The 23,486-nt window shown below is 69.7% G+C and carries 19 protein-coding genes; 11 read left to right on the top strand and 8 right to left on the bottom strand.

Annotated features, from left to right (window positions below; genetic code table 11):
• Nucleotide 1 precedes the first annotated feature (1 nt).
• The 6 genes from ACODT0_RS16090 (at nucleotide 2) to ACODT0_RS16065 (ending at nucleotide 7,883) form a co-directional block, all read left to right on the top strand.
• A complete protein-coding gene (locus ACODT0_RS16090) occupies nucleotides 2–1,012 on the top strand; it encodes an NAD(P)H-dependent flavin oxidoreductase (protein WP_489041710.1) in 1,011 nt (336 codons plus the stop codon).
• Nucleotides 1,009–1,956 (top strand): NAD(P)H-dependent flavin oxidoreductase, encoded by a 948-nt coding sequence (locus ACODT0_RS16085; protein ID WP_261210778.1) that lies wholly within the window; start codon nucleotides 1,009–1,011, stop codon nucleotides 1,954–1,956. Before ACODT0_RS16090 ends, ACODT0_RS16085 begins: the two co-directional genes overlap by 4 nt.
• Before the next feature lie 388 nt (nucleotides 1,957–2,344).
• Entirely contained in the window at nucleotides 2,345–3,694 is a 1,350-nt protein-coding gene (locus ACODT0_RS16080; protein ID WP_057591534.1) for a dicarboxylate/amino acid:cation symporter, read from the top strand.
• 139 nt (nucleotides 3,695–3,833) lie between these two features.
• Nucleotides 3,834–5,609 (top strand): sensor histidine kinase, encoded by a 1,776-nt coding sequence (locus tag ACODT0_RS16075; RefSeq protein ID WP_489041709.1) that lies wholly within the window; start codon nucleotides 3,834–3,836, stop codon nucleotides 5,607–5,609.
• Nucleotides 5,606–6,976 (top strand): sigma-54-dependent transcriptional regulator, encoded by a 1,371-nt coding sequence (locus tag ACODT0_RS16070; RefSeq protein WP_057591532.1) that lies wholly within the window; start codon nucleotides 5,606–5,608, stop codon nucleotides 6,974–6,976. The genes ACODT0_RS16075 and ACODT0_RS16070 overlap by 4 nt, the downstream gene beginning before the upstream one ends.
• Before the next feature lie 37 nt (nucleotides 6,977–7,013).
• Nucleotides 7,014–7,883, top strand: a complete 870-nt coding sequence (locus ACODT0_RS16065) for an aldo/keto reductase (RefSeq protein WP_489041708.1) — start codon at nucleotides 7,014–7,016, stop codon at nucleotides 7,881–7,883.
• A gap of 7 nt (nucleotides 7,884–7,890) precedes the next feature.
• Here ACODT0_RS16065 and ACODT0_RS16060 read toward each other — a convergent pair whose 3' ends face one another.
• Complete coding sequence (locus ACODT0_RS16060; protein ID WP_064262214.1) at nucleotides 7,891–8,553, bottom strand: TetR family transcriptional regulator; 663 nt, start codon at nucleotides 8,551–8,553, stop codon at nucleotides 7,891–7,893.
• A gap of 189 nt (nucleotides 8,554–8,742) precedes the next feature.
• On the opposite strand from ACODT0_RS16060, the gene ACODT0_RS16055 reads away from it, so the two are divergent.
• Genes ACODT0_RS16055 through ACODT0_RS16035 form a run of 5 tightly spaced genes read left to right on the top strand, consistent with a single transcriptional unit; the run spans nucleotide 8,743 to nucleotide 15,229 of the window.
• Nucleotides 8,743–10,863, top strand: coding sequence for a hydantoinase/oxoprolinase family protein (locus tag ACODT0_RS16055; protein ID WP_489041706.1), 2,121 nt, complete (start codon nucleotides 8,743–8,745; stop codon nucleotides 10,861–10,863).
• The gene (locus tag ACODT0_RS16050; protein ID WP_489041705.1) at nucleotides 10,860–12,584 is read left to right on the top strand and encodes a hydantoinase B/oxoprolinase family protein; all 1,725 of its coding nucleotides are present in this window, start codon (nucleotides 10,860–10,862) and stop codon (nucleotides 12,582–12,584) included. Before ACODT0_RS16055 ends, ACODT0_RS16050 begins: the two co-directional genes overlap by 4 nt.
• Before the next feature lie 59 nt (nucleotides 12,585–12,643).
• Nucleotides 12,644–13,645: an ABC transporter substrate-binding protein gene (locus ACODT0_RS16045; protein WP_261210783.1), complete on the top strand. Its 1,002-nt coding sequence runs from the start codon at nucleotides 12,644–12,646 to the stop codon at nucleotides 13,643–13,645.
• Between the two features lie 25 nt (nucleotides 13,646–13,670).
• Nucleotides 13,671–14,438, top strand: a complete 768-nt coding sequence (locus ACODT0_RS16040; RefSeq protein WP_261210784.1) for an ABC transporter ATP-binding protein — start codon at nucleotides 13,671–13,673, stop codon at nucleotides 14,436–14,438.
• Between the two features lie 2 nt (nucleotides 14,439–14,440).
• Nucleotides 14,441–15,229 carry an ABC transporter permease gene (locus tag ACODT0_RS16035; protein ID WP_057591526.1) on the top strand — a complete coding sequence of 263 codons (789 nt, stop codon included), beginning with the start codon at nucleotides 14,441–14,443 and terminating at the stop codon, nucleotides 15,227–15,229.
• A 68-nt stretch (nucleotides 15,230–15,297) separates the two neighbouring features.
• On the opposite strand, the gene ACODT0_RS16030 is transcribed toward ACODT0_RS16035, so the two are convergent.
• From ACODT0_RS16030 to ACODT0_RS16000, 7 genes are all read right to left on the bottom strand, one after another.
• Nucleotides 15,298–16,785 carry a nucleobase:cation symporter-2 family protein gene (locus ACODT0_RS16030; RefSeq protein ID WP_057591525.1) on the bottom strand — a complete coding sequence of 496 codons (1,488 nt, stop codon included), beginning with the start codon at nucleotides 16,783–16,785 and terminating at the stop codon, nucleotides 15,298–15,300.
• Nucleotides 16,786–16,957: 172 nt separating this feature from the next.
• Complete coding sequence (locus ACODT0_RS16025; RefSeq protein WP_489041704.1) at nucleotides 16,958–17,950, bottom strand: NAD-dependent epimerase/dehydratase family protein; 993 nt, start codon at nucleotides 17,948–17,950, stop codon at nucleotides 16,958–16,960.
• 102 nt (nucleotides 17,951–18,052) lie between these two features.
• The gene (locus ACODT0_RS16020) at nucleotides 18,053–18,595 is read right to left on the bottom strand and encodes a helix-turn-helix domain-containing protein (RefSeq protein WP_489041703.1); all 543 of its coding nucleotides are present in this window, start codon (nucleotides 18,593–18,595) and stop codon (nucleotides 18,053–18,055) included.
• 11 nt (nucleotides 18,596–18,606) lie between these two features.
• Nucleotides 18,607–19,374, bottom strand: a complete 768-nt coding sequence (locus ACODT0_RS16015) for a GntR family transcriptional regulator (RefSeq protein ID WP_057591523.1) — start codon at nucleotides 19,372–19,374, stop codon at nucleotides 18,607–18,609.
• Nucleotides 19,375–19,420: 46 nt separating this feature from the next.
• Nucleotides 19,421–20,161, bottom strand: a complete 741-nt coding sequence (locus tag ACODT0_RS16010; protein WP_057591522.1) for an aspartate/glutamate racemase family protein — start codon at nucleotides 20,159–20,161, stop codon at nucleotides 19,421–19,423.
• Between the two features lie 28 nt (nucleotides 20,162–20,189).
• Entirely contained in the window at nucleotides 20,190–21,683 is a 1,494-nt protein-coding gene (locus tag ACODT0_RS16005; protein WP_057591521.1) for an NCS1 family nucleobase:cation symporter-1, read from the bottom strand.
• A 251-nt stretch (nucleotides 21,684–21,934) separates the two neighbouring features.
• Nucleotides 21,935–23,486, bottom strand: a 1,552-nt coding sequence (locus tag ACODT0_RS16000) for a CehA/McbA family metallohydrolase domain-containing protein (RefSeq protein ID WP_489041702.1), incomplete at its 5' end; no start/stop codon positions are given.

Here is a 23,486-nt window from a genome sequence, read left to right as displayed (position 1 = left end):
CATGACGGCACCGCTCTTTTGCACCCGCATCACCGAGCTGTTCGGGATCGACCATCCGATCCTCGGCGGCGGGCTGATGTGGCTCTCGGATGCGCGCTACGTGGCCGCGCTGGTCAATGCCGGCTGCATGGGCTTCGTCACGCCGCGCTCCTTCGCCGACGACACGGCCTTCGCGGCCGCGCTCGTGCAATGCCGCGAGCTCACGCGCGGGCGGCCCTTCGGCGTGAACCTCACGCTCTCGAAGCGGCCCGAGGCCAACACGGCGGTGCGGCGCTGGATGGAGATCGCGCTCGCGCACGGCGTGCGCCATTTCGAGACCGCGGGCTATGCGCCCGGCGAATTGATCGGCACCTTGCACGCGGCCGGCGCGGTGGTGATCCACAAGGCGCCGGGCCTGCGCCATGCACTCGCGGCCGAGCGCGCGGGCGCCGACGCGGTGGCGCTGGTCGGCATGGAGGAGGGCGGCCATCCGGGCGCCAACGAGCTGCCGACCATGCTGCTGGGCGCGCTGGCGGCCGAGCAGCTGCGCGTGCCCGTGGTGCTGGCCGGCGGCATCGGCCACGGGCGCCAGCTCGCGGCCGTGCTCGCGCAGGGGCTCGACGGCGTGCTGATCGGCAGCCGCTTCCTGGTGGCCGAGGAGATCGCCACCCATCCGGCCTACAAGCGCCACCTGCTCGACTGCGACGAGCAGTCCACCGTGCGGCTGCTGCACACGCTGGGCAACACCTGGCGCGTGCTGCGCAATGAGACCGCGCGCGAGGTCGAGGCGATCGAGCGCGCCGGCGCGGCCGACCACGCCGCCTTCGGCGCGCTGATCGACGGCCGCGCGACGCGCGACCACTGCTATGCGCAGGGCGACTGGCAGCGCGGCATGGTGTCGCTCGGGCCGGCTATCGCCTTCGCGCGGCGCATCGAGCCGCTGGCGGCCATCGTGGCCGAGCTGCTGGCGCAGGCGCGGGCCTCGCTCGCGCGCCTGCCTTCCCTCGTGTCCCCCGCATCGGAGCCCGCATGACGCAGCGCCTGCCTTTCCTCGACCGCTTGGCGGTGCCCGCGATCGCCGCGCCGATGCTGCGCGTGTCGGGTATCGAGCTGGTGTCGGCCGCCTGCCGCGCCGGCGTGGTCGGTGCCTTTCCGACCGCCAATGCGGAATCGCTCGAGGCCTTCGCGGGCTGGATGGCGCGGCTCAACGACGAGGCGGCCGCGGCGCGCGATGCCGGGACCGCGCATGCGCCCTGGTGCCCCAACCTCATCATGCGGCGCGACCCGGCACGCGTGCGCGCCGAGGTCGAGCTGATCGTGCGCCATCGCGCCGAACTCGTGATCACCAGCGTGGGCTCGCCCGCGGCGGTGATCCCCGCGCTGCACGACGGCGGCTGCCTGGTGCTAGCCGACGTGGCCTCGGTGCACCACGCCGAGCGCGCCATCGAGGCCGGCGCCGACGGCCTGGTGCTGCTGACCGCGGGCGCGGGCGGCCACACCGGCTGGGCCAATCCCTTCGCCTTCGTGCGCGCGGTGCGCGCCTTCTTCGACGGCCCGCTGGTGCTGGCCGGCGGCCTGCCCGACGGCGTGGCGCTGCGCGCGGCCACCGTGCTGGGCTGCGACCTGGGCTCGATGGGCACGCGCTTCATCGCCACCGAGGAGAGCCTGGCCTCGGTGCCCTACAAGAAGATGCTGGCCGCGAGCTCGCTCGACGACGTGATGACCACGCGCGCCTTCACCGGCCTGCCGGCCAACTTCCTGCGGCCCTCGGTGGTGAACGCGGGGCTCGATCCGGCGGCGCTCGACGAGACGGTGTCGGTGCAGGAGGCGCGCCAGCGCTTCGGCGGCGGCTCCGAAGGCGCCGTGATCCAGCGCTGGGCCGACCTGTGGAGCGCCGGGCATTCGGTCGGCGGCGTGGCCGGGCTGGCCACGGTCGAGCAGGTGGTGCGCGGGCTGCGCGCGGAATTCAGCGCCTAGGGTTTTCCCTGAAGGGTGCGTCCGAAACGCCGGACGGCCCGCGCGGGCCGCGTCCGGAAGCGCGGCGCGGGGTCTCGTTGGCCCCTGATTTTCTTCAATGAAATCAATGACTTGAGTCGGGTTCACGTGCCGTTTCGACTGGCATGTGCGTTGCTCTGTGTTCTGCACTGCCGGCGCCGCCTTTTCGGACGGCGCAGCCGGCGACAACGAGCCCAGGAGACAACCATGACCCTCAGCCGACCGGCCTTGCGGCCCCCTTCGCCAGCACGCCCCGCTCCGAGCGGCGGCGCGCCGGCGCGCTGACCCCGTCCGACCGCGCCCGTCGGGCGCACCCCTTTCCATCCCAGTGTTCAGCCCCGGCCGGCCCCCGGCCTCAAGGAGATTTCCCGTGGACCACGTATCCGCATCCGCCCCCAAGCCCTTCTACAGATCGCTGTACTTCCAGGTCATCACCGCCATCGTCATCGGCGTGCTGCTCGGCCACTTCTATCCCGACACCGGCGCCGCGATGAAGCCGCTGGGCGACGGCTTCATCAAGCTGATCAAGATGATCATCGCGCCGATCATCTTCTGCACGGTGGTGGTCGGCATCGCCGGCATGGAGGACATGAAGAAGGTCGGCAAGACCGGCGGCCTCGCGCTGCTGTACTTCGAGATCGTCAGCACCATCGCGCTGATCGTCGGCCTGGTCATCATCAACATCGTGCAGCCCGGCCACGGCATGAACGTGGATCCGAGCCAGCTCGACGCCAAGTCGATCGCGGCCTATACCGGCCCGGGCAAGATGGCCTCGACCACCGAGTTCCTGCTCAACGTGATCCCGACCACCGTGGTCGATGCCTTCGCCAAGGGCGAGATCCTGCAGGTGCTGCTGTTCGCCGTGATGTTCGGCTTCGCGCTGCACCGCTTCGGCGGCCGCGGCACGCTGGTGTTCGACTTCATCGAGAAGTTCTCGCACGTGCTGTTCACCATCGTCGGCTACATCATGAAGGTGGCCCCGATCGGTGCCTTCGGCGCGATGGCCTTCACCATCGGCAAGTACGGCGTGGGCTCGCTGGTGCAGCTCGGCGCGCTGATGGCGACCTTCTACGCCACCTGCCTGTTCTTCATCTTCGTGGTGCTCGGCGCGATCGCGCGCGCGCACGGCTTCAGCATCTGGAAGTTCATCAAGTACATCAAGGAAGAGCTGCTGATCGTGCTGGGCACCTCCTCGAGCGAGGCCGCGCTGCCGCGCATGATGGCCAAGATGGAGAACCTCGGCGCCAAGAAGTCGGTGGTCGGCCTGGTGATTCCCACCGGCTACTCGTTCAACCTCGACGGCACCTCGATCTACCTGACCATGGCCGCGGTGTTCATCGCCCAGGCCACCAACACGCCGATGTCGATCACCCAGCAGATCACGCTGCTGCTGGTGCTGCTGCTGACCTCGAAGGGCGCGGCCGGCGTGACCGGCAGCGGCTTCATCGTGCTGGCGGCCACGCTCTCGGCCGTGGGCCACGTGCCGGTGGCCGGCCTGGCGCTGATCCTGGGCATCGATCGCTTCATGTCGGAAGCACGCGCGCTGACCAACCTGATCGGCAACGGCGTGGCCACCATGGTGGTCGCGAAATGGACCGGCGACCTCGACACCGAGCGCCTGACCAGCCAGCTGAACCAGGGCAGCGGCGCCGAGGCCGACGAGCCCGAGCTGGTGCTCGACGCCAAGGAAGCGCACATGCCCGCGGGCAGCGGGCGCTGATCGGGGCCGGCGTTCGCGCCGGTCTTTCTTCGGACGCCCGCCTCGCGCGGGCGTCCTGCCTTGCGGCTTCGCAATCTGCATTAACCTGCGCCCCGAGAACCGAACCGGAGCGGCGCGCCCTTCCATGGAGACTTCCACCGTGACCTTCCGTCCCCGCACCCGGCGCGCGGTGGTGCGCTGGTGCGCCGCGCTCGTGCTGGTGGCGCTGTCCGCCCTGGTCGGCCACCACCTTTCCACCCAGGCCGGCCTGGCGCGCCTGCGCGAGGCCGCCGAGCACCGGCTCGACATGGTCGCCACCGGGCTCGACGCCGAGCTCACGCGCTTCGACTACCTGCCCGCGCTGCTCGAGATGACGCCGGTGGTGCCCGCGCTGCTGAACGCGCCGGCCGACGCCTCGCTGCGCGACGCCGCCAACCGCTACCTCGCGGGCGTGAACGCCACCGCGCGCGCCGAGATGCTCTACGTGCTCGATGCCGGCGGCACCTCGCTCGCGGCCTCGGACTGGGACCGGCCCGGCACCACGCTGGGCCAGCACTACGAGTTCCGGCCCTACATGATCGATGCGCTGGCCCAGGGGCGCGGGCGCTTCTACGGCGTGGGCATCACGAGCCGCCGGCCCGGCTACTACCTCTCGTACGCGCTGCGCCGCGAGCGCTCCGTGCCCGGCGTGGTCACGGTGAAGATCAACCTCGAGGACAACGAGGCCGCGTGGCGCAAGCTGCCGGGCGACGTGGTGGTGGTCGACCAGCGCGGCGTGGTGATCCTCGCCACGCGCGACGACCTCAAGTTCCGGCCGCTGCTGCCGCTCGACGCGCTGCAGCGCGCCGAGGTGCTGCGCTCGCGGCCCTATGGCGAGGCCGCGCTCGCGCCGCTGCGCTGGCAGCGGCTGGAGGCGCTGGCGCCGGGCGTGCAGCTGATCCGCGTGGAGGGCGCCGACCGGCTCGTCGCCAGCCGCACCCTGCGCAACGCGCCGTGGCAATTGCTCACGCTCGACGACATGGCGCCGCTGCGCGTGGCCGCGCGCAATGCCGCGATGACCGCCGCGCTCGGCATGGTCGCGCTGCTGCTGCTGGGCGTGACCCTGTGGCAGCGCCGCCGCGCCGAGCGCCAGAAGCTCGCCAACCAGGCCGCGCTGCAGGCCGCGCACGACGGCCTCGAGTCGATGGTGGCGGCGCGCACCGCGCAGCTGCGCGCCGCGCAGGACGAGCTGGTGCAGGCCGGCAAGATGGCCGCGTTGGGCCAGATGTCGGCCGGCCTCGCGCACGAACTCAACCAGCCGCTGACCGCGATGCGCACGCTGTCGGAGAGCGCGGCCATCCTGCTCGACCACGAGCGCCACGACGAGGTGCGCGGCAACCTCAAGCGCATCCGCGACATGGTCGACCGGCTCGCGCGGCTGACCGCGCAGCTCAAGACCTTCTCGCACAAGAACCAGCTCGGGCCCTCGCCCGTGGCGCTGGCCGCCGCGATCGACGATGCGCGCGTGATCGTCGCCGGCGCCGAGCAGAAGCACGGCGTGCAGGTCGAGGTCGACATCGAGCCGCCGCAGCTCGCCGTGATGGCCGACGAGGCCGCGCTCGGCAGCGTGCTGGTGAACCTGATGCGCAACGCGATCGAGGCCATGGAGCACATGCCGCAGCGCGTGCTGCGCCTGCAGGGCCGGCTGAGCGAGGACGGCCGCGCGGTGCTGACCGTGAGCGACACCGGCCCCGGCATCCGCGACGACGTGGCGCCGAAGCTGTTCGAGCCCTTCGTCACCACCAAGCCCGCGGGCTCGGGGCTGGGGCTGGGCCTCGTGCTGTGCGCGCAGCTGGTGCGCGCCATGAACGGCGGCCTGCGGGCGGACAACCGGGAGGGCGGCGGGGCATACTTCGTCGTCGACCTGCCGGCCGCCAGCCCCCACGCCCACCCATGACACCACCGCCCGCCAACGAAGCCTCCGCCATCCGCGTGCTGCTCGTCGAAGACGACGACGACGTGCGCCTGAGCACCGCGCAGATGCTGAGCCTGGCGGGCTTCGAGGTCGAGGCCTTCGCGAGCGTGGAGCGGGTGCGGCCGCACATCGCCTTCGGCGTGCCCGCGGTGGTGGTGTGCGACGTGCGGCTGCCGCGCATGAGCGGCACCGAGTGGCTGGTGGAGGTGCGCGGCATCGATCCCGAGCTGCCGGTGATCCTGGTCACGGGCCATGGCCACATCGCGATGGCGGTGGCGGCGATGCGCGACGGCGCCTACGACTTCATCGAGAAGCCCTTCACCACCGAGCGGCTGGTGGCCATCGTGCGGCATGCGATCGAGCGGCGGCAGCTGGCGCTGCAGGTGCGCAGCCTGCGCGAGGCGCTCGACAACTGGAACGGCATCCAGTCGGTGCTGATCGGCCGCTCGGCCCAGATGCAGCGGGTGCGGCGCAACGTGATGACCCTGGCCGGCACCTCGGCCGACGTGCTGATCTACGGCGAGACCGGCACCGGCAAGGAGATGGTGGCGCGCTGCCTGCACGACCACAGCGAACGGCGGCGCGAGCACTTCGTGCCGCTGAACTGCGGCGGCCTGCCCGAGGCGCTGGCCGAGAGCGAACTGTTCGGCCACGAGGCCGGCGCCTTCACCAGCGCCAACCGCACGCGCGTGGGCAAGTTCGAATACGCGAGCGGCGGCACCCTGTTCCTCGACGAGATCGAGAGCATGCCGATGGCGGTGCAGATCAAGCTGCTGCGCGCGCTGCAGGAGCGCAGCATCGAGCGCATCGGCTCGAACAAGCCGATCCCCTTCGATTGCCGCGTGGTGGCCGCGAGCAAGGAGGACCTGAAGGCGCTGAGCGACCGGCAGAAATTCCGCGCCGACCTCTACTACCGCATCGGCGTGGCGTTCATCGAGCTGCCGCCGCTGCGTGAGCGGCGCGAGGACATCCCGCTCCTGTTCGAGCATTTCACGCTGCAGGCCGCGAAGAAGTACGACCGGCCCGCGCCGGTGCCCAGCCATGCCCAGCTCGCCGACCTGATGGCCTATGCCTGGCCCGGCAACGTGCGCGAGCTGCGCAACGTGGCCGACCGCTTCGTGCTGGGCCTGCTCGGCGAGCGGCTCACGCTGCTGCGCGCGAGCGACGAGGAGGTGCTGCCGCAGGCTCTGCCGCAGCAGGTGGAGGCCTTCGAGCGCGCCGTCATCGTCGAGGCGCTGCGCCAGCACCAGGGCGACCAGCCGGCCACCGCGGGCGCGCTGGGCATCGCGCGCCAGACCCTGTTCGACAAGCTGCGCAAGCTCGGCATCGCGGCCGAGGAATTCAAGTAGTCCGCGTGTGGCATTCGGCCGGCGCTAGCATGGCCCGATGCGAACACTCTCCTTTCCCCAAGGCGCCGGCAACGGCAACGAGATGCCCGTGCTCGGGCTGGGCACCTGGCGCATGGGCGAGGCCGCGGGCCGCCGCCAGGCCGAGGTGGCCGCGGTGCGCGAGGCCATCGCGCTCGGCTACCGGCTGATCGACACCGCCGAGATGTACGGCGAGGGCGGCGCCGAGACCGTGGTGGGCCAGGCCGTGGCCGAGGCGCTGCGCGCCAGCGAGGTGCGGCGCGACGAGCTCTTCATCGTCAGCAAGGTCTATCCGCACAACGCGAGCCGGCGCGGCACGCCCGAGGCCTGCGAGCGCAGCCTGAAGCGCCTGGGCCTCGATGCCATCGACCTCTACCTGCTGCACTGGCGCGGCAGCCATCCGCTGGCCGAGACCGTCGACGCCCTGCAGGCGCTGGTGGCGCGCGGGCGCATCGCGCGCTGGGGCGTGAGCAACTTCGACACCGACGACATGGAGGAGCTGGCGCCGCTGGGGCAGGGCGGTCCCGCGTGCGCGGCGAACCAGGTCTATCTGTCGCTCGGCGAGCGCGGTCCCGAGTTCAGCCTGCTGCCCTGGCAGCGCGAGCGCGGCATCCCGCTGATGGCCTACAGCCCGATCGACCAGGGCGCGCTGGCCGACGACGAGGGGCTCGGCGAACTCGCGGCGGACCTGGGCGTGAGCGCGGCCCAGCTCGCGCTGGCCGCGGTCATCGCGCGGCCGGGCGTGGCGGCGATTCCGAAGGCGGTGGGCAGCGCGCATCTGAAGGAGAACTTCGCGGCGGCCTCGTTGGCGCTCGATGCCGGCGTGCTCGAGAAGCTCGACCGGCTGCATCCGCCGCCGAGGCGCAAGACGGCACTGGCGATGATCTGAGCGGACCTCACGCGGCTTCGGCGCTGCGGTCGCAGAGGTAGCTGATCACCATGTCCGAGGCGTGCCTGAGCCGCGACTGCTGGCGGTCCGCCGCGCCGAGGTCGACGTCGAGCACGTACGAGAGCGTGTAGCGGTTGGTGATGAAGTACGAGCCCAGGCCCGAGATCGAGACATAGAGGTCGACCCAGTCGGCATCGCGGCGGAACACGCCCTTCTGCTTGCCAGATTCGAGGATGGTCGACAGCGCGGTGCGCAGCGGGTTGAACATCTCCGAGATCACTTTCGACTTGCGGATGTGCACCGCCTTGTGCAGGTTCTCGGTCGACAGCAGCTGGTGGAACTCGGGCTGGTCGATGAAGTGCTGCACCGTCTTCTCGACCAGCTCGCGCATGTCGCGCACCGGGTCCTCGCCCGTGAGCGCGAGCTCGTTCTGGCGTTCGCGCATCGCGCCGTAGGCGCGCTCCATCACCTCGATGAACAGTGCCTCCTTGCTGTCGAAGTAGTGATAGACGAGGTTCTTGCTGATCTTGCAGCGGGCCACGATCGCGTCGATGCGCGCGCCGTCGTAGCCGTGCGCGGCGAACTCCTTGCTCGCGATCTTCAAGATCCGGTCTCGCGTTGCCACGGCATTGCGCTGCCGCGGCTTGGGCGTCTTTGTGTCGTGTGTCATGGGTCCTGATGTCGGCGAGGCACCACCGAGGCCGCGAGTCTACTTCCGGCGCGGGCGCGAAAAAGATGCAAAACAAAGGTTGACACCGTGCGGTCACGGCTCCTATATTTCGCCCTCAATGGTACTAGCCAGTTAGTTAGTTAAGGCCGGTCCCATTATCGTCCAACCCCGCTAGAACGGAGCATCACAATGGGTTCTGCACCACAGCGAAGCAAAGGCGTGCGCGTCGGATGCGATATCGGAGGAACCTTCACCGATATCGTGCTCGCGATGCCCGACGGCCGGCTCTTCGTCAACAAGACGTCCACCACGCCGGAGGACCTCGGCAAGGCGATCGTCAACGGCCTGCGCGCATTGATCGACCAGGCCGGCATCGCGCCGGGCGACATCGCCGAGATCGTGCACGGCACCACCACCGCGTCGAACACCATCCTGCAGAAGGTCGGCGCCAACACCGGCGTGCTCACCACCGAGGGCTTCCGCGACGTGCTGGAGATCGGCCGCATCCGCACGCCCACCATGTTCGATCTCGGCTGGCAGAAGCCGCAGCCGCTGGCCACGCGCCGCTGGCGCCGCGGCGTGCGCGAGCGCATGGGCTCGCGCGGCGAGGTGGTCGTGCCGCTCGACGTCGAGCACCTGCTCGAGCAGGCCGGCGAGCTGGTGGCCGACGGCGTGAATGCGGTCGCGCTGTGCTTCCTCAACAGCTACATCAACCCGGCGCACGAGCTGCAGGCCAAGGCCGCGCTGCAGGCGCGCTTTCCCGAGCTGCTGCTGAGCGTGTCGTGCGAGGTGCTGCCCGAGATCAAGGAGTACGAGCGCACCAGCACGACGGTGGTCAACGCCTACATCCTGCCCGCGATGAAGACCTACCTCGCGCGCCTGAAGAAGGACCTGCGCGACATGGGCGTCGATGCCTCGCTGCAGGTGATGGCCTCCAACGGCGGCATGATGGGCATCGCCTCCGCGACCGAGAAGCCGGTGTTCGCCGTGGCCTCGGGCCCGGCGGGCGGCGTGGCCGGCGCCGCGCGCATCGGCGCGATGGGCGGCGACGACGACCTGATCGTCTTCGACATGGGCGGCACCACCGCCAAGGCCTCGGTCATCGTCGGCGGCCAGCCCTCGCTGACCAACGAGTACGAGTTCCGCGACGGCATCAGCGCGCCGAGCCGCTTCGTCAAGGGCGGCGGCTACGTGCTCAAGGTGCCCGCGATCGACATCGCCGAGGTGGGCGCGGGCGGCGGCTCGATCGCCTGGATCGACGGCGGCGGCCTGCTGTGCGTCGGGCCCGAATCGGCCGGTGCCTCACCGGGACCGGCCTGCTATGGCAACGGCAACGAGCGCCCGACCGTGACCGACGCCAACATGGTGCTCGGCTACCTCAATCCCCAAGCGCTCGCGGGCGGCAGCCTGCCGGTCTCGCCCGAGCTGTCGGCGCGGGCGATCGATGTGCACGTGGCCGGGCCGTTGAAGCTCGACCGCCTCGCCGCGGCGCACGGCATCCGCCAGGTCGCCAACGTGAACATGGCGCGCGCGATCCGCGCGGTGACGGTGGAGCGCGGCCGCGATCCGCGCGACATGTCGATGATCGCCTTCGGTGGCGGCGGTCCGCTGCATGCGGTGGCGGTGGCGCGGCTGCTCGGCATCCGCCGCGTGATCGCGCCGATCATGGCCGGCGTCTTCTGTTCGGCCGGCATGCTCTCGGCCGACGCCGAGCACAACTTCGTGAAGGCGGTGCTGCGCCCGCTGGCCGATTGCGAACCGGCCGCGCTGGCACGCGCCACCGCGGTGCTCGCCGACCAGGGCTTCACGGTGCTGGCCTCCGAAGGCTACGCGGCCGACGCGGTGCGCGTGGAGCGCTTCGCCGACCTGCGCTACCTCGGCCAGAGCTCGGAACTCACCGTGGCGCTGCCCGCGGGCACGCTCGACACGGCCGTGCTCGAGCAACTGGCGCGCGACTTCCATGCGCTCTACCAGCAGACCTTCGGCTACAGCAGCGACGAGCCGCTCGAGCTGGTCAACCTGCGCGTCAGCGCCCATGGCCGCAGCGACTTCCGGCTCGACTTCGCCAAGTGCCGCGTCGACGCCACCGCGCTGCAGGGCACGCAGGGCGAACGCCTCGTGAGCTTCGCGCCCGGAGAGGCGCCCGCTTCGACGCCCGTGGTCCCGCGCGCCAGCCTCGGTGCCGCGCCGGTGAAGGGGCCGCTGATCGTCGAGTCCTACGACACTACCATCGTCGTGCCGCCGCACTGCAGCGCGCGTGCCGATGCCATCGGCAACATCGTCATCGACCTCCAGGAGATCCCGGCATGAACCGCGCCATCGACCCGATCACCTTCGCGGTGGTCAAGAACGCGATGGATTCCATCGTCGACGAAGTGGCCTACACCGTGCTGCGCACCGCGCGCTCGGAGATCGTCAAGGACGTGATGGACTACTCGGCCGCGATCTGCGACCGCCACGGCCAGATGATCGCGCAGGCCAAGACCATCGCGCTGCACCTGGGCGCCATCCCCGAGGCCATGGCCGAGGTGCGCAAGCGCTACGGGGATGCGCTCGCGCCGGGCGACGCGGTGATCGTCAACGACCCCTACCAGGGCGGCATGCACCTGCCGGACATCTTCATGTTCGTGCCCTTCTTCTATCGCGAGGAACTCGAGGGCTTCTGCGTCGTCATCTGCCACCACACCGACGTGGGCGGCCGCGTGCCCGGATCGAACGCCAGCGACTCGACCGAGGTCTACCAGGAGGGCCTGCGCATCCCGGTGGTCAAGCTCTACGAACGCGGCACGGTCAACGACATCATGGAGCGCGTGATCGCGCAGAACGTGCGCGTGCCCGACCGCGTGCTCGGCGACCTGCGCGCGCAGTACGCGGCCTCGCAGGTGGGCGTGCGCGAGCTCACGGCGCTGTTCGACCGCTATGGCTGCGACGACGCGCGGCGCTACTTCGCCGAACTGCTCGACTACGCCGAGCGGCTCACGCGCGAGGAGATCCGCCGCTGGCCCAAGGGCACCTTTCACTTCGAGGACTTCATCGACGACGACGGCCTCTCGCCCGAGCCGATCCCGATCCGCGTCGCGCTCACGGTGCACGAGGACCGCGTCAGCGTCGACTACACCGGCTCCTCGCCGCAGGTGCGCGCGGCGATCAACTCGACGCTGTCGTACACCAAGTCCTGCACCTACCTCAGCGTGCGCTGCGCATTGAAGGGCGACGTGCCGAACAACGCCGGCGTGTTCCGCTGCATCGAGGTGCACGTGCCCGAGGGCACCGTGCTCAACCCGATCGAGCCGGCCGCGGTCGCGGCGCGCGCGCTCACCGGCTACCGCGTGTTCGACGCGATGCTCGGCGCGCTGGCCCAGGTGGTGCCCGACCGCATTCCCGCCGCGGGCGAGGGCGGCAACACCGTGGTCTGCCTCTCGGGCAAGAAGGACGACGGCAGCGGCTACATCATCGTCGACATGATCTGCGGCGCCTGGGGCGGCCGCCCCGGTTCCGACGGCATCGAGGCGATCACCAATGCTTCGCAGAACCTCTCGAACACGCCGGTGGAAACGCTGGAGGCGCAGCATCCGGTGCGCGTCGAGGCCTACGAGCTCGAGCCCGACTCCTGCGGTGCCGGCCGCTACCGCGGCGGCCTCGGCATCCGGCGCAGCTACCGCGTGCTGGCCGACGACGTGCTGCTGCAGCTGCGCGCCGACCGCATGAAGTTCCAGCCCTACGGCCTGCAAGGCGGCCTGCCCGCGAAGTCGGCCTCGAACCGGCTGCAGCACGCGGGCGAGACCACCGAGCTCGCGAGCAAGGTTGGCATGCGCATTGCAAGAGGCAGCGTGGTGACGCACACGCAACCCGGTGGCGGTGGCTTCGGCGATCCGCTGCTGCGCCCCGCGCAGGAGATCGAGCGCGACGTCTGGGACCACAAGCTCTCGGCCGACTTCGTGCGCCGGCACTACCGCGCGGTGGTCGATCCGGCCAGCGGCCGCCTCGATGCCGCGCAAACCCAGGCACTGCGCGCCGGCACGGCGGACTGAAGCACCGCGCCGCTCCCGCGATTCCCCACCACCCCATGACGAAGAAGCAGAGGTAAGCGATGAAAAGACGTACGTTGACCCAAGGCCTCGCGGCGATGGCCGCGCTCCCGGCGCTGTCCCTCGGCCTGCGAACGGCGCAGGCGCAGGGGGCCACCAAGCTGCGCGTGCGCATGGACTTCTCGCCCTGGGGCATGCACGGCGCGGTGCACCTGGCCCAGCAGAAGGGCTGGTTCAAGGACGAGGGCCTGGAGGTTGAGGTGCAGGACGGCACCGGCACCATCTCGACGCTGCAGCTGCTCGCGGCGGGGCAGGTCGACGTCGGCCAGGTGGCGCTCGGCACCATGGCGGTGGCGAAGGAGAACGGGCTCGAGCTGGTCTCGATCGCCGGCTTCGCGCGCACCGGCGACCTCGCCGTCATGACCGACGCGGCGCAGGGCGTGAAGTCGCCGAAGGAGCTCGCGGGCAAGAAGATCGTGTGCTTCACGACCAGCCCGTGGGCGCCGTTCATCGAGCCCTTCCTCAAGGCCAACGGCATGAGCAAGAGCAGCATCGAGCTGGTGATGGTCACGCCCAGCGCGATGATCTCGACCTATGCCTCGGGCAACAGCGACGGCTTCATGTCGCAGGCCCCGTTCGGCCAGCCGATGGTGCTGAAGACCCGCAAGGCCAGCGCGCTGCTGCTGGCCGACAGCGGCATCAGCTTTCCGAGCTACGGGCTGGCCACGACGCCGAAGGCGATCGAATCGAAGCAGGCCGCGATCGCGAAGTTCACGCGCGTGCAGCTGCGCGCCTGGCAGTACATCCACGACAACCACATCGACGAGGCGGTGGCCGCCATCGTGGCGCAGCGGCCCAATGCGCGCCTCGACCCCGAGGTGCTCAAGGGACAGCTCGTGGCCTACCGCCCGTTCTTCCAGAGCCCGGGCGACAAGAACCTGCCGATCGGCCAGCAGTCCGACGCCGACTGGGCCGCGGCGATCCGCTCGATGGAACAGACCGGCCAGATCAAGCCGGGCCGCAAACCCTCCGACTACTACACCAATGCGCTCCTTTCCGTCTGAAGCGCCCGCGCGCGGAGCCCCCCACGTGGCCGATTTCCTGTCGATCGACGGCCTTCACAAGGTCTACCAGTCCGGCCGCAAGCCGATCACCGCGCTGCAGGACGTGCGCCTCGGCGTCGCGCGCGGCGAGTTCGTCTCGATCGTGGGCCCGAGCGGCTGCGGCAAGAGCACGCTGATGCGCTGCATCGCCGGGCTCGAGCCGATCACCAGCGGCCGGCTCGCGCTCGACGGCGTGCCGATCACCGAGCCACCCGACAACATGGGCGTGGTGTTCCAGCGCGACCTGCTGCTGGAATGGCGCAGCATCCTCGACAACGTGCTGGCGGCCGCCGAGTTCCACGGTCTCGAGCGTGCACGGCATGCGCCGCGCGCGCGCGAACTGCTGGCCCTGTTCGGCCTGGCCGACTTCATGGACCGCTATCCGCGCGAGCTCTCGGGCGGCATGCGCCAGCGCGTGTCGATCTGCCGCGCGCTGCTGCTCGATCCGCAGCTGCTGCTGATGGACGAGCCCTTCGGCGCGCTCGACCCCTTCACGCGCGATGCGCTCAACGCGGAGCTGCAGCGCACCTGGATGGCGACCGGCAAGACGGTGATCTTCATCACCCATTCGATCACCGAGGCCGTCTACCTCGGCGGGCGCGTGGTGATGATGGCGCGCGGACCCGGTCGCATCGCCGACATCCTGCCGATCGAGCTCGAGCGGCCACGCGGCCTCGACGTGCGCGAGACGCGCGAGTTCGCGGCCTACGTGTCGCGCATCAAGGAAACCTTCCGCGAACTGGGCGCCTACTGACCATGAAGACACTCTGGAACCACACCGAGCGCAGCCGCCAGGCCCTGCTCACGCTCGCCGTGCTGCTCGTGGCCTGGGAGGCGTGCGTGCGCCTGCTCGGCATCCGCGATTTCCTGCTGCCCGCGCCCTCGAAGATCATCGGGCAGTTCCTCGCGCAGCCCGGCTACCTGCTGCGCGAGACGCTCGACACCTTGCTCACCACCCTGTACGGCTTCGTGCTGGCCGTGGTGCTCGGCGTGGCCGCGGCCATCGGCATCGTCTATTCGCGCTTCCTCGACCGCACGCTCTACTCGCTGCTGGTGGCGCTCAATGCCGTGCCCAAGGTCGCGCTCGCGCCGCTGTTCGTGATCTGGATGGGCACCGGCGCGCTGCCCAAGGTGGCGATCGCGATGCTGATCGCGATCTTCCCGATCCTGATCGACTGCGTGCTGGGGCTGCGCTCGACCGACCCCGACATGCTCGACATGGCGCGGGTCAACAAGGCCACGCGCGGGCGCATCCTCTGGAAGATCCGCTTTCCCAACGCGCTGCCGAGCCTGTTCGCGGGCATGAAGGTCGGCGTGTCCTTCGCGCTGGTGGGCACCATCGTGGGCGAGTTCGTGGCCGGCGAATCGGGTCTGGGCCACGTGATCCTGGTGGCGCAGGGCAGCTTCGACACCTCCACCGTGTTCGTCGCGCTCGCGCTGCTGTGCGTGCTCGGCGTGGTGCTGTTCAAGGGGATCGAGCTGGCCGAGGAGCGGCTGCTCGGCTGGCATGCCTCGCAGCGCGGCGTGCCGGCGCACGCGGTCTAGCAGAGGCCGTGCGCGCTGCATGAAAAAAGGGGCCGACGGCCCCTTCGTTCGTTGTGGCGTGCAGCGGCTCAGTGCGCATCCGCATGCTTGGCGGCCGCGATCACCGCCTGCTCGTCATGCTTCGCGCCGTTGAGGAACAGGTTCAGCAGCACCGCCGCGATCGATGCGAGCAGGATGCCCGACTCGATCAGCGAGTGGATCGCATGCGGCATCCACTGCTTGAAGTTGGGCGCGATCAGCGGAATCATGCCGACGCCGATCGAGACCGCGACGATCATCGCGTTGTGGCGATTGTGCTTGAAGTCCACGCCCGAGAGGATGCGGATGCCGGTGGCGGCCACCATGCCGAACATCACGAGACCCGCGCCGCCGAGCACCACGGTGGGCAGCGACTCCACCAGCGCCGCCATCTTCGGCAGCAGGCCCAGCACGATCAGGATGATGCCGCCGGCCACGCAGACATAGCGACTCTTGATGCCGGTGACGGCGACCAGGCCCACGTTCTGCGAGAAGCTGGTGTAGGGGAAGGTGTTGAAGATGCCGCCGATCAACGTGCCCAGGCCGTCGGTGCGTAGGCCCTTGGCGAGGTCCTGCTGCGAGATCCTGCGCTCGGTCATCTCGCCGAGCGCGAGGAACATGCCGGTCGACTCGATCATCACCACCACCATGATCAGCGTCATCGTGAGGATCAGGATCGGGTCGAACTGCGGCATGCCGAAGTGGAAGGGCAGCACGATGTCGAACCACGCGGCCTTGCCGACCTTCTCGTAGGTCATGAGGCCGGTGAGCGAGGCCACGACCGCGCCGATGACGATGCCCAGCAGCACCGAGATGTTGGCGACGAAGCCCTTGGCGTACTTCACGATCAGCAGGATCGACACCAGCACCAGCGCGGCCACGCCCAGGCCCGAGAGGTCGGCGTACTTGGGGTTGGGCACCGTGGGCATGATCGCGAAGCCCTTGGGCACCGCGGGGATGGAGCTGCCGGGCGAGGTGACTTCGGCCAGCCACTTGGCGTAGACCGGGTCGACCAGCGCGGGCGCCGTCGGGCCCACGGGATTGCCGAAGATCCAGTTGATGCCCACGCGCATCAGGCTGATGCCGATCACCGCGATGATGGTGCCCGTGACCACCGGCGGGAAGAAGCGCAGCATGCGGCTCACGAAGGGGGCGATCAGTATCGAGACGATGCCCGCGCCGATGATGGCGCCGAAGAGCAGCTGCGCGCCGTTCTGGCCCGGGTTGGCATTGGCGATGGCCACCATGGGCGCCACCGAGGCGAAGGTCACGCCCATCATCACGGGCAGCTTGATGCCGAACCACTGCGTGGCGCCGAGCGCCTGGATCAGCGTGGCGATGCCGCAGCAGAACAGGTCGGCCGAGATCAGCAGCGCGACCTCGTCGGGCGAGAGCTTGAGCGCGCGGCCCACGATCAGCGGGACCGCGACCGCGCCCGCGTACATGACCAGCACGTGCTGCAGGCCCAGGGCGGTGAGCTTGCCGGCGGGCAGGCGCTGGTCTACCGGATGGACTGGGGAAAGGGAGTCGGCCGTCATCGTGAATCTCCTGCTGCGGCAATGAGAGAAAGACAGGGAGAGGTGCGGCGCGCAGTCGTCGGGCGCGTCCACCGCACCGGGTGTACGCGAAACTGTATACAATTTATGCGGCAATCCGGACTGAGGAAAACCCGGAGGGCCCGGGTGGGCCGGAGGCCGTGCCGCGGCGGGTTCAGGCCACGGGGTAGGGACCGTTTTCGAAGCGCTGCGCGTGGTAGCCCTTGCTGCCCACGGCGTGCGCCAGGTCGCTGCGGAAATCGCGGCCCTCGCGCAGGCTTTGCAGCACCTGCGCGAAGTCGTGCTTCGGCGCCCAGCCCAGGTCGCGCCGCGCGCGTTCGTTCACGTACACGCGGTCGAGCTGCGCGGGCAGGGTCCAGCCGCGCCGTTCGTAGAGCGCCTCGCAGTCCGGGAAATGCCGGCGCAGCACGGCCGGTGCATCGCTGCGCAGCAGCGCGAGCTCGTCGCGCGCGAAGGGCGTGGTGGCCGAGACGATGTAGCGGCCGAAGCCCAGCGCCGGTGCGCGCCGTGCCGCGCACAGGTGCGCCTCGACGATGTCCGCGATGTCGGCGCGGCGGTGCAGCAGCTCGTTGGCCTGGGCGTTCTCGAGCGAATGGCGTTCGCGCGCGCGCGGATCGTCGTCGTCCTCGGGGAAGAAGCGCGAGGTGCGCAGCACGATCGCATGGAGACCGTGCTCGCGGTGGAACAGCTGGCACAGGTCCTCGGCCGCGGTCTTGGTCGCGCCGTAGATGTTCTTCGGGATCGGCGTCACCTCTTCCGTGATCCAGGCGGCGGGCTCGCCCGCGGCCGGCGTGAGCGCCGAGCCGAAGCTGCTGGTGGTGCTCGTGAACACGAAGGCCTGCACGCCGGCCGCGACCGCCTCCTCGAGCAGCGCGAGCGTGCCCGCGATGTTGGTCTCGACGAAGTCCTGCTTCGCATGCGTGGCCACGTGCGGCTTGTGCAAGGTGGCGGTGTGCAGCACGGTGCGCACGCCGCGCATGCTCTCGCGCACGAAGGCACGGTCGGCGATGGAGCCGGTGCGGTCGGTGAAGGGCGAGGCGAGCAGGTCGATGCCGCGGGCCTTGCCCAGGGTGTCGGGGTGCGCGCGCAGATGGCGCATCAGTGCTTCGCCGAGATGGCCGGCGCTGCCGGTGACCAGGGTGGTCATGGGAACGGTTTCCTTCCTGCGATGGGGATTCTCGAAACCGCGAGGCTAGCGCGAGGCCGCGCGCCCCGTCCACGCATAAGTTATGCGTGGGGCGGTCCGCCCTCAGGCGATGGTGGTAACGAGCCGGCCCGCGCTGCCGTCGGCCAGCGCGATGCGTTCCCACAGCACGCGGCCCGGCAGGATCGGGATCACGGGGTCGAGCGTGCCGGCGGTCGCGATCTCGAGCGTGGCCAGCTCGCCATCGTGCCAGCCGCGGTCCGCGAGCGTGGCCTCGGCCGCGAGGATCTCCTGCGAGGCATAGCCGATCAGCGAGCGGCCGATGAACTCGGCCGGGTCGGCGCGCCATTCGGACTGGCGCGCGGGAGAGGCCGCGAGCAGCCGGTGCGTGCGGTCGCAGATCAGGTGCACCTTGCGCGTGGACGACTCCACCAGCCGCTTGAGCGCCGCGTCCTGGCTAGGATCGCGCGCCGCGGCCAGTAGCCGGTGCGCGGCCGCCTGCTGCGCCTTCGACAGCGGCAGGTCGCCGCGCTCCCAGCGCGACACCGTGGCCTGGTGCACGCCCATGAGCTGCGCGAAATGGCTCTGCTTGAAGCCGCGCAGCAGCCGCAGGCGCCGAAGCGCGAGACCGGTGTCGTGGGCCGCCATGCGCGCGCTCCTCAGGCCAGCAGCGCCTTCACCAGGTCGAGCTGGCGGTCGGGCTTGCCGGTGCCGAGCTCGAGGCTGGCCTCGATGCGGTCGAGGTGTTCGATCATGCAGTTCACGGCGGCCTCCACGTCGCCGGTGCGGCAGATGCGCAGGAAGTCGGCATGCTCGTCGGACGAGCAGTGCGGATCGTTCGACGAGTGGTAGAGCATCGCGATCAGCGAGCTGCGTGCGACCAGCTCGCGCACCAGCTCGGCCAGCGTGTGGTTGCCCGTGGCCTCGGCCAGCGCGACGTGGAAGTCGCCCAGCAGCTTCTCGCGCACCGTGCCCATGGTGGTGGTCTGGCGCAGCGCGTTGCGCTCGAAGCGGATGTGCTGGTCGAGCGCCTGGTAGTCGCGCGGCCGCGCGTTGGCGATGAACAGCCGCACCACCTCGCGCTCGAGGATGCGGCGCACCGCGAACACCTCGCGCGCTTCCTCCACCGTGGGCTGGCAGACGAAGGCGCCCTTGTCGGGAATGATCTCGATCAGCTTGTCCTTCGACAGCATCAGGAGCGCCGCGCGCACCTTGGTGCGGCTCACCGAATAGACGCGGCCCAGCGCCTCCTCGCGCAGCCAGGTGCCGGGCGGCAGGCGCTTCTCGACGATGGCGGTGGCGATGTCCTGGGCGATGCTCTCGATGGAGCTGGCCTTGTCCGCCTTCTCGCTGGCGGCGGCCGGGCCGTCGCCGGACGCAACCGGCGCGGCGGGGGAAGGAGCGGGGGTGGAACGTGCGCGGGGCATCGGTGGATTGTCGCTTGGCGCAAGCCGGTGCCGGGCGCACAGGCCGCTATGGCCTCGCGAGGGTGAAGCCTTCGAGCGCGCCGACCATGGTCTTGGGCAGCGGCCGCGCGAGCTCGCCGCGCTTGCTGGTGCGCAGCTTGAGCCGCACCAGCGATTCGATCAGCTGCGTGCCCGCGGCCACGCCGTCGATCACCGGCACGCCGAGCAGTTCGCCGATGTGCTCGCACAGGTCGGTCATGCCGGCGCAGCCGAGCACGATGCAGTCGGAGCCGTCCTCCTCGAGCGCGCGCCGGCATTCCTCGACGATGCGTTCGCGCGCGCGCGAGCCCGGCTCCTCGAGCTCGAGCACCGGCAGCTCGCAGGCGCGCACGTTGGCGCAGAAGCGCTCCATGCCGTAGATCTCCGCCAGGTGCCAGGCCTGGCCGATGGTGCGCCCCAGGGTGGTGACCACGCTGAAGCGGCTGCCGACCATGCTGGCCAGGTGCATCGCGGCCTCGGCGATGCCCACCACCGGCCCGCGCGCGAGCTCGCGCGCGGCCTTCAGGCCCGGGTCGCCGAAGCAGGCGATCACGTAGCCGTCGATGCCGTCGCGCTCGCCGGCCGCGATCTCCTGCAGCAGCCCGGGCACGGCCAGCGCCTCGTCGTAGTGGCTCTCGATGGACACCGGGCCCATGGCCGGGCTCACGGCCACGATCTCGGTGCCGGCGTGCGCCACCGCGCGGGCGCAGGCACCGATCTTCTCGGTCATGCTCCAGGTGGTGTTGGGGTTGATGATCTTGATGCGCACGGTGCGCTCCCTTTCTCTTGCAGTGTGTTCAGCTCTTGGTGTTGCGGTTCAGCAGCGCGTAGATCACGAAGCCCAGCGCCATGCCGATGAACCAGGCGTAGTTGGCCGCGCCGCGCAGGGTCGGCACCATCACGCACAGGATCGGCACGATCGCCGAGGGGATCAGCGCCTGGATCGCCTTCGGGTTGTAGCCGCCGCTGTACCAGTACTTGCCCTGCGTGCTCATGCTGTAGAGCGCATCCACGTCGATCTGCTGCTTGCGCACCAGGTAGTAGTCGGCGATCAGGATGCCGAACAGCGGGCCGATGAACGAACCCAGCACGTCGAGCGTGTAGTGGATGACCTCGGGGCTGTTGTAGAGGTTCCACGGCGTGAGGAACACCGAGCCCACGGCGGCGATCATGCCGCCGGTGCGCCAGCTGATGTGCTGCGGCGCCACGTTCGAGAAGTCGAAGGCCGGCGAGACGAAGTTGGCGACGATGTTGATGCCGATGGTGGCGATCATGAAGGTCAGCGCGCCCAGCACCACGGCGGTGGTGCTGTCGATCTTGCCCACGGTATGCACCGGGTCGGTGATCAGTTCGCCGAACACCGGCAGCGTGGCGGCGGTGGTGATCACGGTCAGCAGCGAGAAGAACACGAAGTTGATCGGCAGGCCCCAGAAGTTGCCCTTCTTCACCGCGTCGAAGCTCTTGCCGTAGCGCGAGAAGTCGCCGAAGTTGAGCATCGGGCCGCTGAAGTAGCTGACCACCAGTGCGATGGCCGACAGCATCACCGGCAGCGCGTCCCAGCCCTGGAACTTGATGCCGCCGAGATTCAGGTCGATGTTCTTCCAGCCGGCCTTCCACACCAGCCAGCCGCACAGGATGGCCATCACCACGTAGACCGCCGGACCGGCCCAGTCGATGAACTTGCGGATCGCGTCCATGCCGTGCCAGAACACGAAGGCCTGCAGCACCCACATCACCATGAAGGCGACCCAGCCCAGCGTCGACAGGCCGACGAAGCCGTGCTGCGCCAGGTCGGCGTAGGGCGCGAGGTTGGGAAACATGTGCAGCGCCAGCACCATGAAGGCGGCCGAGGCGAGGTAGGTCTGCACGCCGTACCAGGCCACCGCGATCAGGCCGCGGATGATGGCCGGGATGTTGGCGCCGAGCACGCCGAAGGAGGCGCGGCACATCACGGGGTAGGGCGTGCCGGTCACCTGGCTGGGCTTGGCGACCAGGTTGCAGAAGATCTGCACGATCACGATGCCCACCAGCAGCGACACCAGCACCTGCCAGCTCGACAGGCCCAGCGCGAACAGGCTGCCGGCCGTGATGTAGCCGCCCACGCTGTGCACGTCGGACATCCAGAACGCGAAGATGTTGTACTGCCCCCAGGTCTGCTTCTTGAGCGGCGCGAGGTCCTCGTTGGTCAGGCGCGGGTGGTAGCCGGGCTTGATGAGGGCATTCGATTCGGCATGCGCCGGGGCGCTGGCTGCGCTGGCCCCGGCGGGCGTCTGGCTGACGGCTGTGCTCATGGTCTTTACCTCGTCTCTTCGATTGGGTTGCGTTGGAGGACCTGCTTACGACGCAATTTGTGCGCCCGTTTTTGAGTTCGTTATTTGTATACAAAAACTGAGCACAATCAAGATCATCCAGATATTCATATATCCGTAGATTCCCTGAGGCGCGGACGGGCGGGCTCGGACCGCCGCTGCAAGAAAAAGAGCGCCGGGCCCAGGGGCCACGGCGCTCTCGCGCGGAAAGGGAGGGGGAAGACGGGCCGGGCCTACTTCGCCGCCACCTTCACGAACACCGGGTTCGAATAGAACCAGAGGTCGGCGTAGTTGCGCGCGTTGATCGCGTTGAAGCGCGCCACGTTGTCGTTGCCCTCGGTTCGCGCGTCGGGCAGCGGCTCGCCGTTGGCGGTCTCGCCGGGCACGTCGGTCCCCAGGTTGGTGCCGCGCAGCCGGAAGTACTGGTTGGCGCCGGCCTTCACGGTGAAGCTGGCGGCGTAGTAGCCCTCGGCGTCGAGCTTCCAGTCGGCGCGTGTGAAGCGCTTGACGACGCGTGTCGACGGATTGGTCGCGCGGTCGTAGCCGGGCGTGCCGGGCTGCTCGCGGCCGGTCACGTCGCCCGCGATCAGGTCGATGTGGTCGACCACGGGCTTGACGTTGGCGTAGAGGCCGCTGCCGAGCTGGTACTCGAAGTTGTTGCGCTCGGGGCTCCGGAAGCGCACGGTGATCCGCAGCTCCTCGCCCGCGGCGGCCGCGAGTTCGCTGCCCATCCGGCCGGCGCCCTTGCTGCCTTCCACCCGGAAGTCGAGCGCGTCGATCAGGTCGCCGTTGACCGCGAACAGCCGGCCCGTGCGCATCGCCGCGAGCAGCGACTTCGGATCCTTGATGTCGCCGAACAGGTGGTTCTTGGCGTACTCGCCGGGCGCGTAGCCGCTGCTGTAGAGGCCCTGCGAGGTGGTGAAGTGGTAGTCGGAATCGGCCACGTTCCAGATGCGGCGGCCTTCCGACAGCAACGCGTCCCAGGTGCCGCCGAGCTTGGCCACCAGGTAGTCGACGCCGCCATAGGTGCGCGAGGGCAGGTTGGCGTCGATGTAGGAGCTGTTGTAGCCGCCGCGGTCGGGCTCCATCTGGTTGCCGACCATGCCTTCGAGCGAGAACACGATGTCGGGCGCGAGGTCGTTCATTTCGCGCAGCTGCGCGATCGTGTACTTGCCGGGGTTGCGCGAGGGATGGTTGATCTGCAGGTAGCTGGTGGCCGGGTAGTTCTTCTTGAGCCAGGCCACGGCCTGCATCGTCTCGGCATGGGTGTTGTAGCCGGTGCCGGCCTTCGGGCCCCAGGCGGCCACGTCGGCGGCCGGGAACAGCGCGGCGTCGCGGTTGGTGAACAGGTATTCGAACTGGCTCACGGCCTTGAGCGCGGCATTCGACATCGGGCTGTCGGTCAGGATGCCGACGTTGCCGTGATCGTGCGCGGGCATGTCCCACTCGGCCGAGGCGAAGATGGTCTTGTCGGCGTACTTGCCGCCGGCCTGCAGCGCCTTGATGCGTGGCACTTGGTACTTGGCCATGCCCTCGGAGAAGGGGATCTGCGCCGGCAGCTTGTTGCCGGCGTTGTCGTAGGACGAGAGGCGCAGGTGGTCCGAGATCGCGACCCAGTCCAGGCCGAAGCGGTCGAAGGCCTTGGCCAGCACCTGGTCGAGCGTGGAGATCTGCTGCGTGTCGTCCGACTGCCAGGTGTGGACGTGCAGGTCGCCGACGGTCCAGCGGCCGGCTTCGGCGGCCGGCGCGGGCGGCGGGGCCGGGGGCGCGGGTGCCGGGGCGGGC

This window comes from Variovorax sp. FG153, from assembly GCF_057809595.1.
Note: the sequence above shows the minus strand (reverse complement) of the source record. Positions and strands in the feature narration are given on the sequence as shown.

What these genes read in the sequence shown, in the direction of transcription:
- ACODT0_RS16090 (WP_489041710.1), top strand. Translation starts at nt 2, where the DNA reads ATGACGGCACCGCTCTTTTGCACCCGCATCACCGAGCTGTTCGGGATC.
- ACODT0_RS16085 (WP_261210778.1), top strand. Translation starts at nt 1,009, where the DNA reads ATGACGCAGCGCCTGCCTTTCCTCGACCGCTTGGCGGTGCCCGCGATC.
- ACODT0_RS16070 (WP_057591532.1), top strand. Translation starts at nt 5,606, where the DNA reads ATGACACCACCGCCCGCCAACGAAGCCTCCGCCATCCGCGTGCTGCTC.
- ACODT0_RS16065 (WP_489041708.1), top strand. Translation starts at nt 7,014, where the DNA reads ATGCGAACACTCTCCTTTCCCCAAGGCGCCGGCAACGGCAACGAGATG.
- ACODT0_RS16060 (WP_064262214.1), bottom strand. Translation starts at nt 8,553, where the DNA reads ATGACACACGACACAAAGACGCCCAAGCCGCGGCAGCGCAATGCCGTG.
- ACODT0_RS16055 (WP_489041706.1), top strand. Translation starts at nt 8,743, where the DNA reads ATGGGTTCTGCACCACAGCGAAGCAAAGGCGTGCGCGTCGGATGCGAT.
- ACODT0_RS16050 (WP_489041705.1), top strand. Translation starts at nt 10,860, where the DNA reads ATGAACCGCGCCATCGACCCGATCACCTTCGCGGTGGTCAAGAACGCG.
- ACODT0_RS16045 (WP_261210783.1), top strand. Translation starts at nt 12,644, where the DNA reads ATGAAAAGACGTACGTTGACCCAAGGCCTCGCGGCGATGGCCGCGCTC.
- ACODT0_RS16035 (WP_057591526.1), top strand. Translation starts at nt 14,441, where the DNA reads ATGAAGACACTCTGGAACCACACCGAGCGCAGCCGCCAGGCCCTGCTC.
- ACODT0_RS16030 (WP_057591525.1), bottom strand. Translation starts at nt 16,785, where the DNA reads ATGACGGCCGACTCCCTTTCCCCAGTCCATCCGGTAGACCAGCGCCTG.
- ACODT0_RS16025 (WP_489041704.1), bottom strand. Translation starts at nt 17,950, where the DNA reads ATGACCACCCTGGTCACCGGCAGCGCCGGCCATCTCGGCGAAGCACTG.
- ACODT0_RS16020 (WP_489041703.1), bottom strand. Translation starts at nt 18,595, where the DNA reads ATGGCGGCCCACGACACCGGTCTCGCGCTTCGGCGCCTGCGGCTGCTG.
- ACODT0_RS16015 (WP_057591523.1), bottom strand. Translation starts at nt 19,374, where the DNA reads ATGCCCCGCGCACGTTCCACCCCCGCTCCTTCCCCCGCCGCGCCGGTT.
- ACODT0_RS16005 (WP_057591521.1), bottom strand. Translation starts at nt 21,683, where the DNA reads ATGAGCACAGCCGTCAGCCAGACGCCCGCCGGGGCCAGCGCAGCCAGC.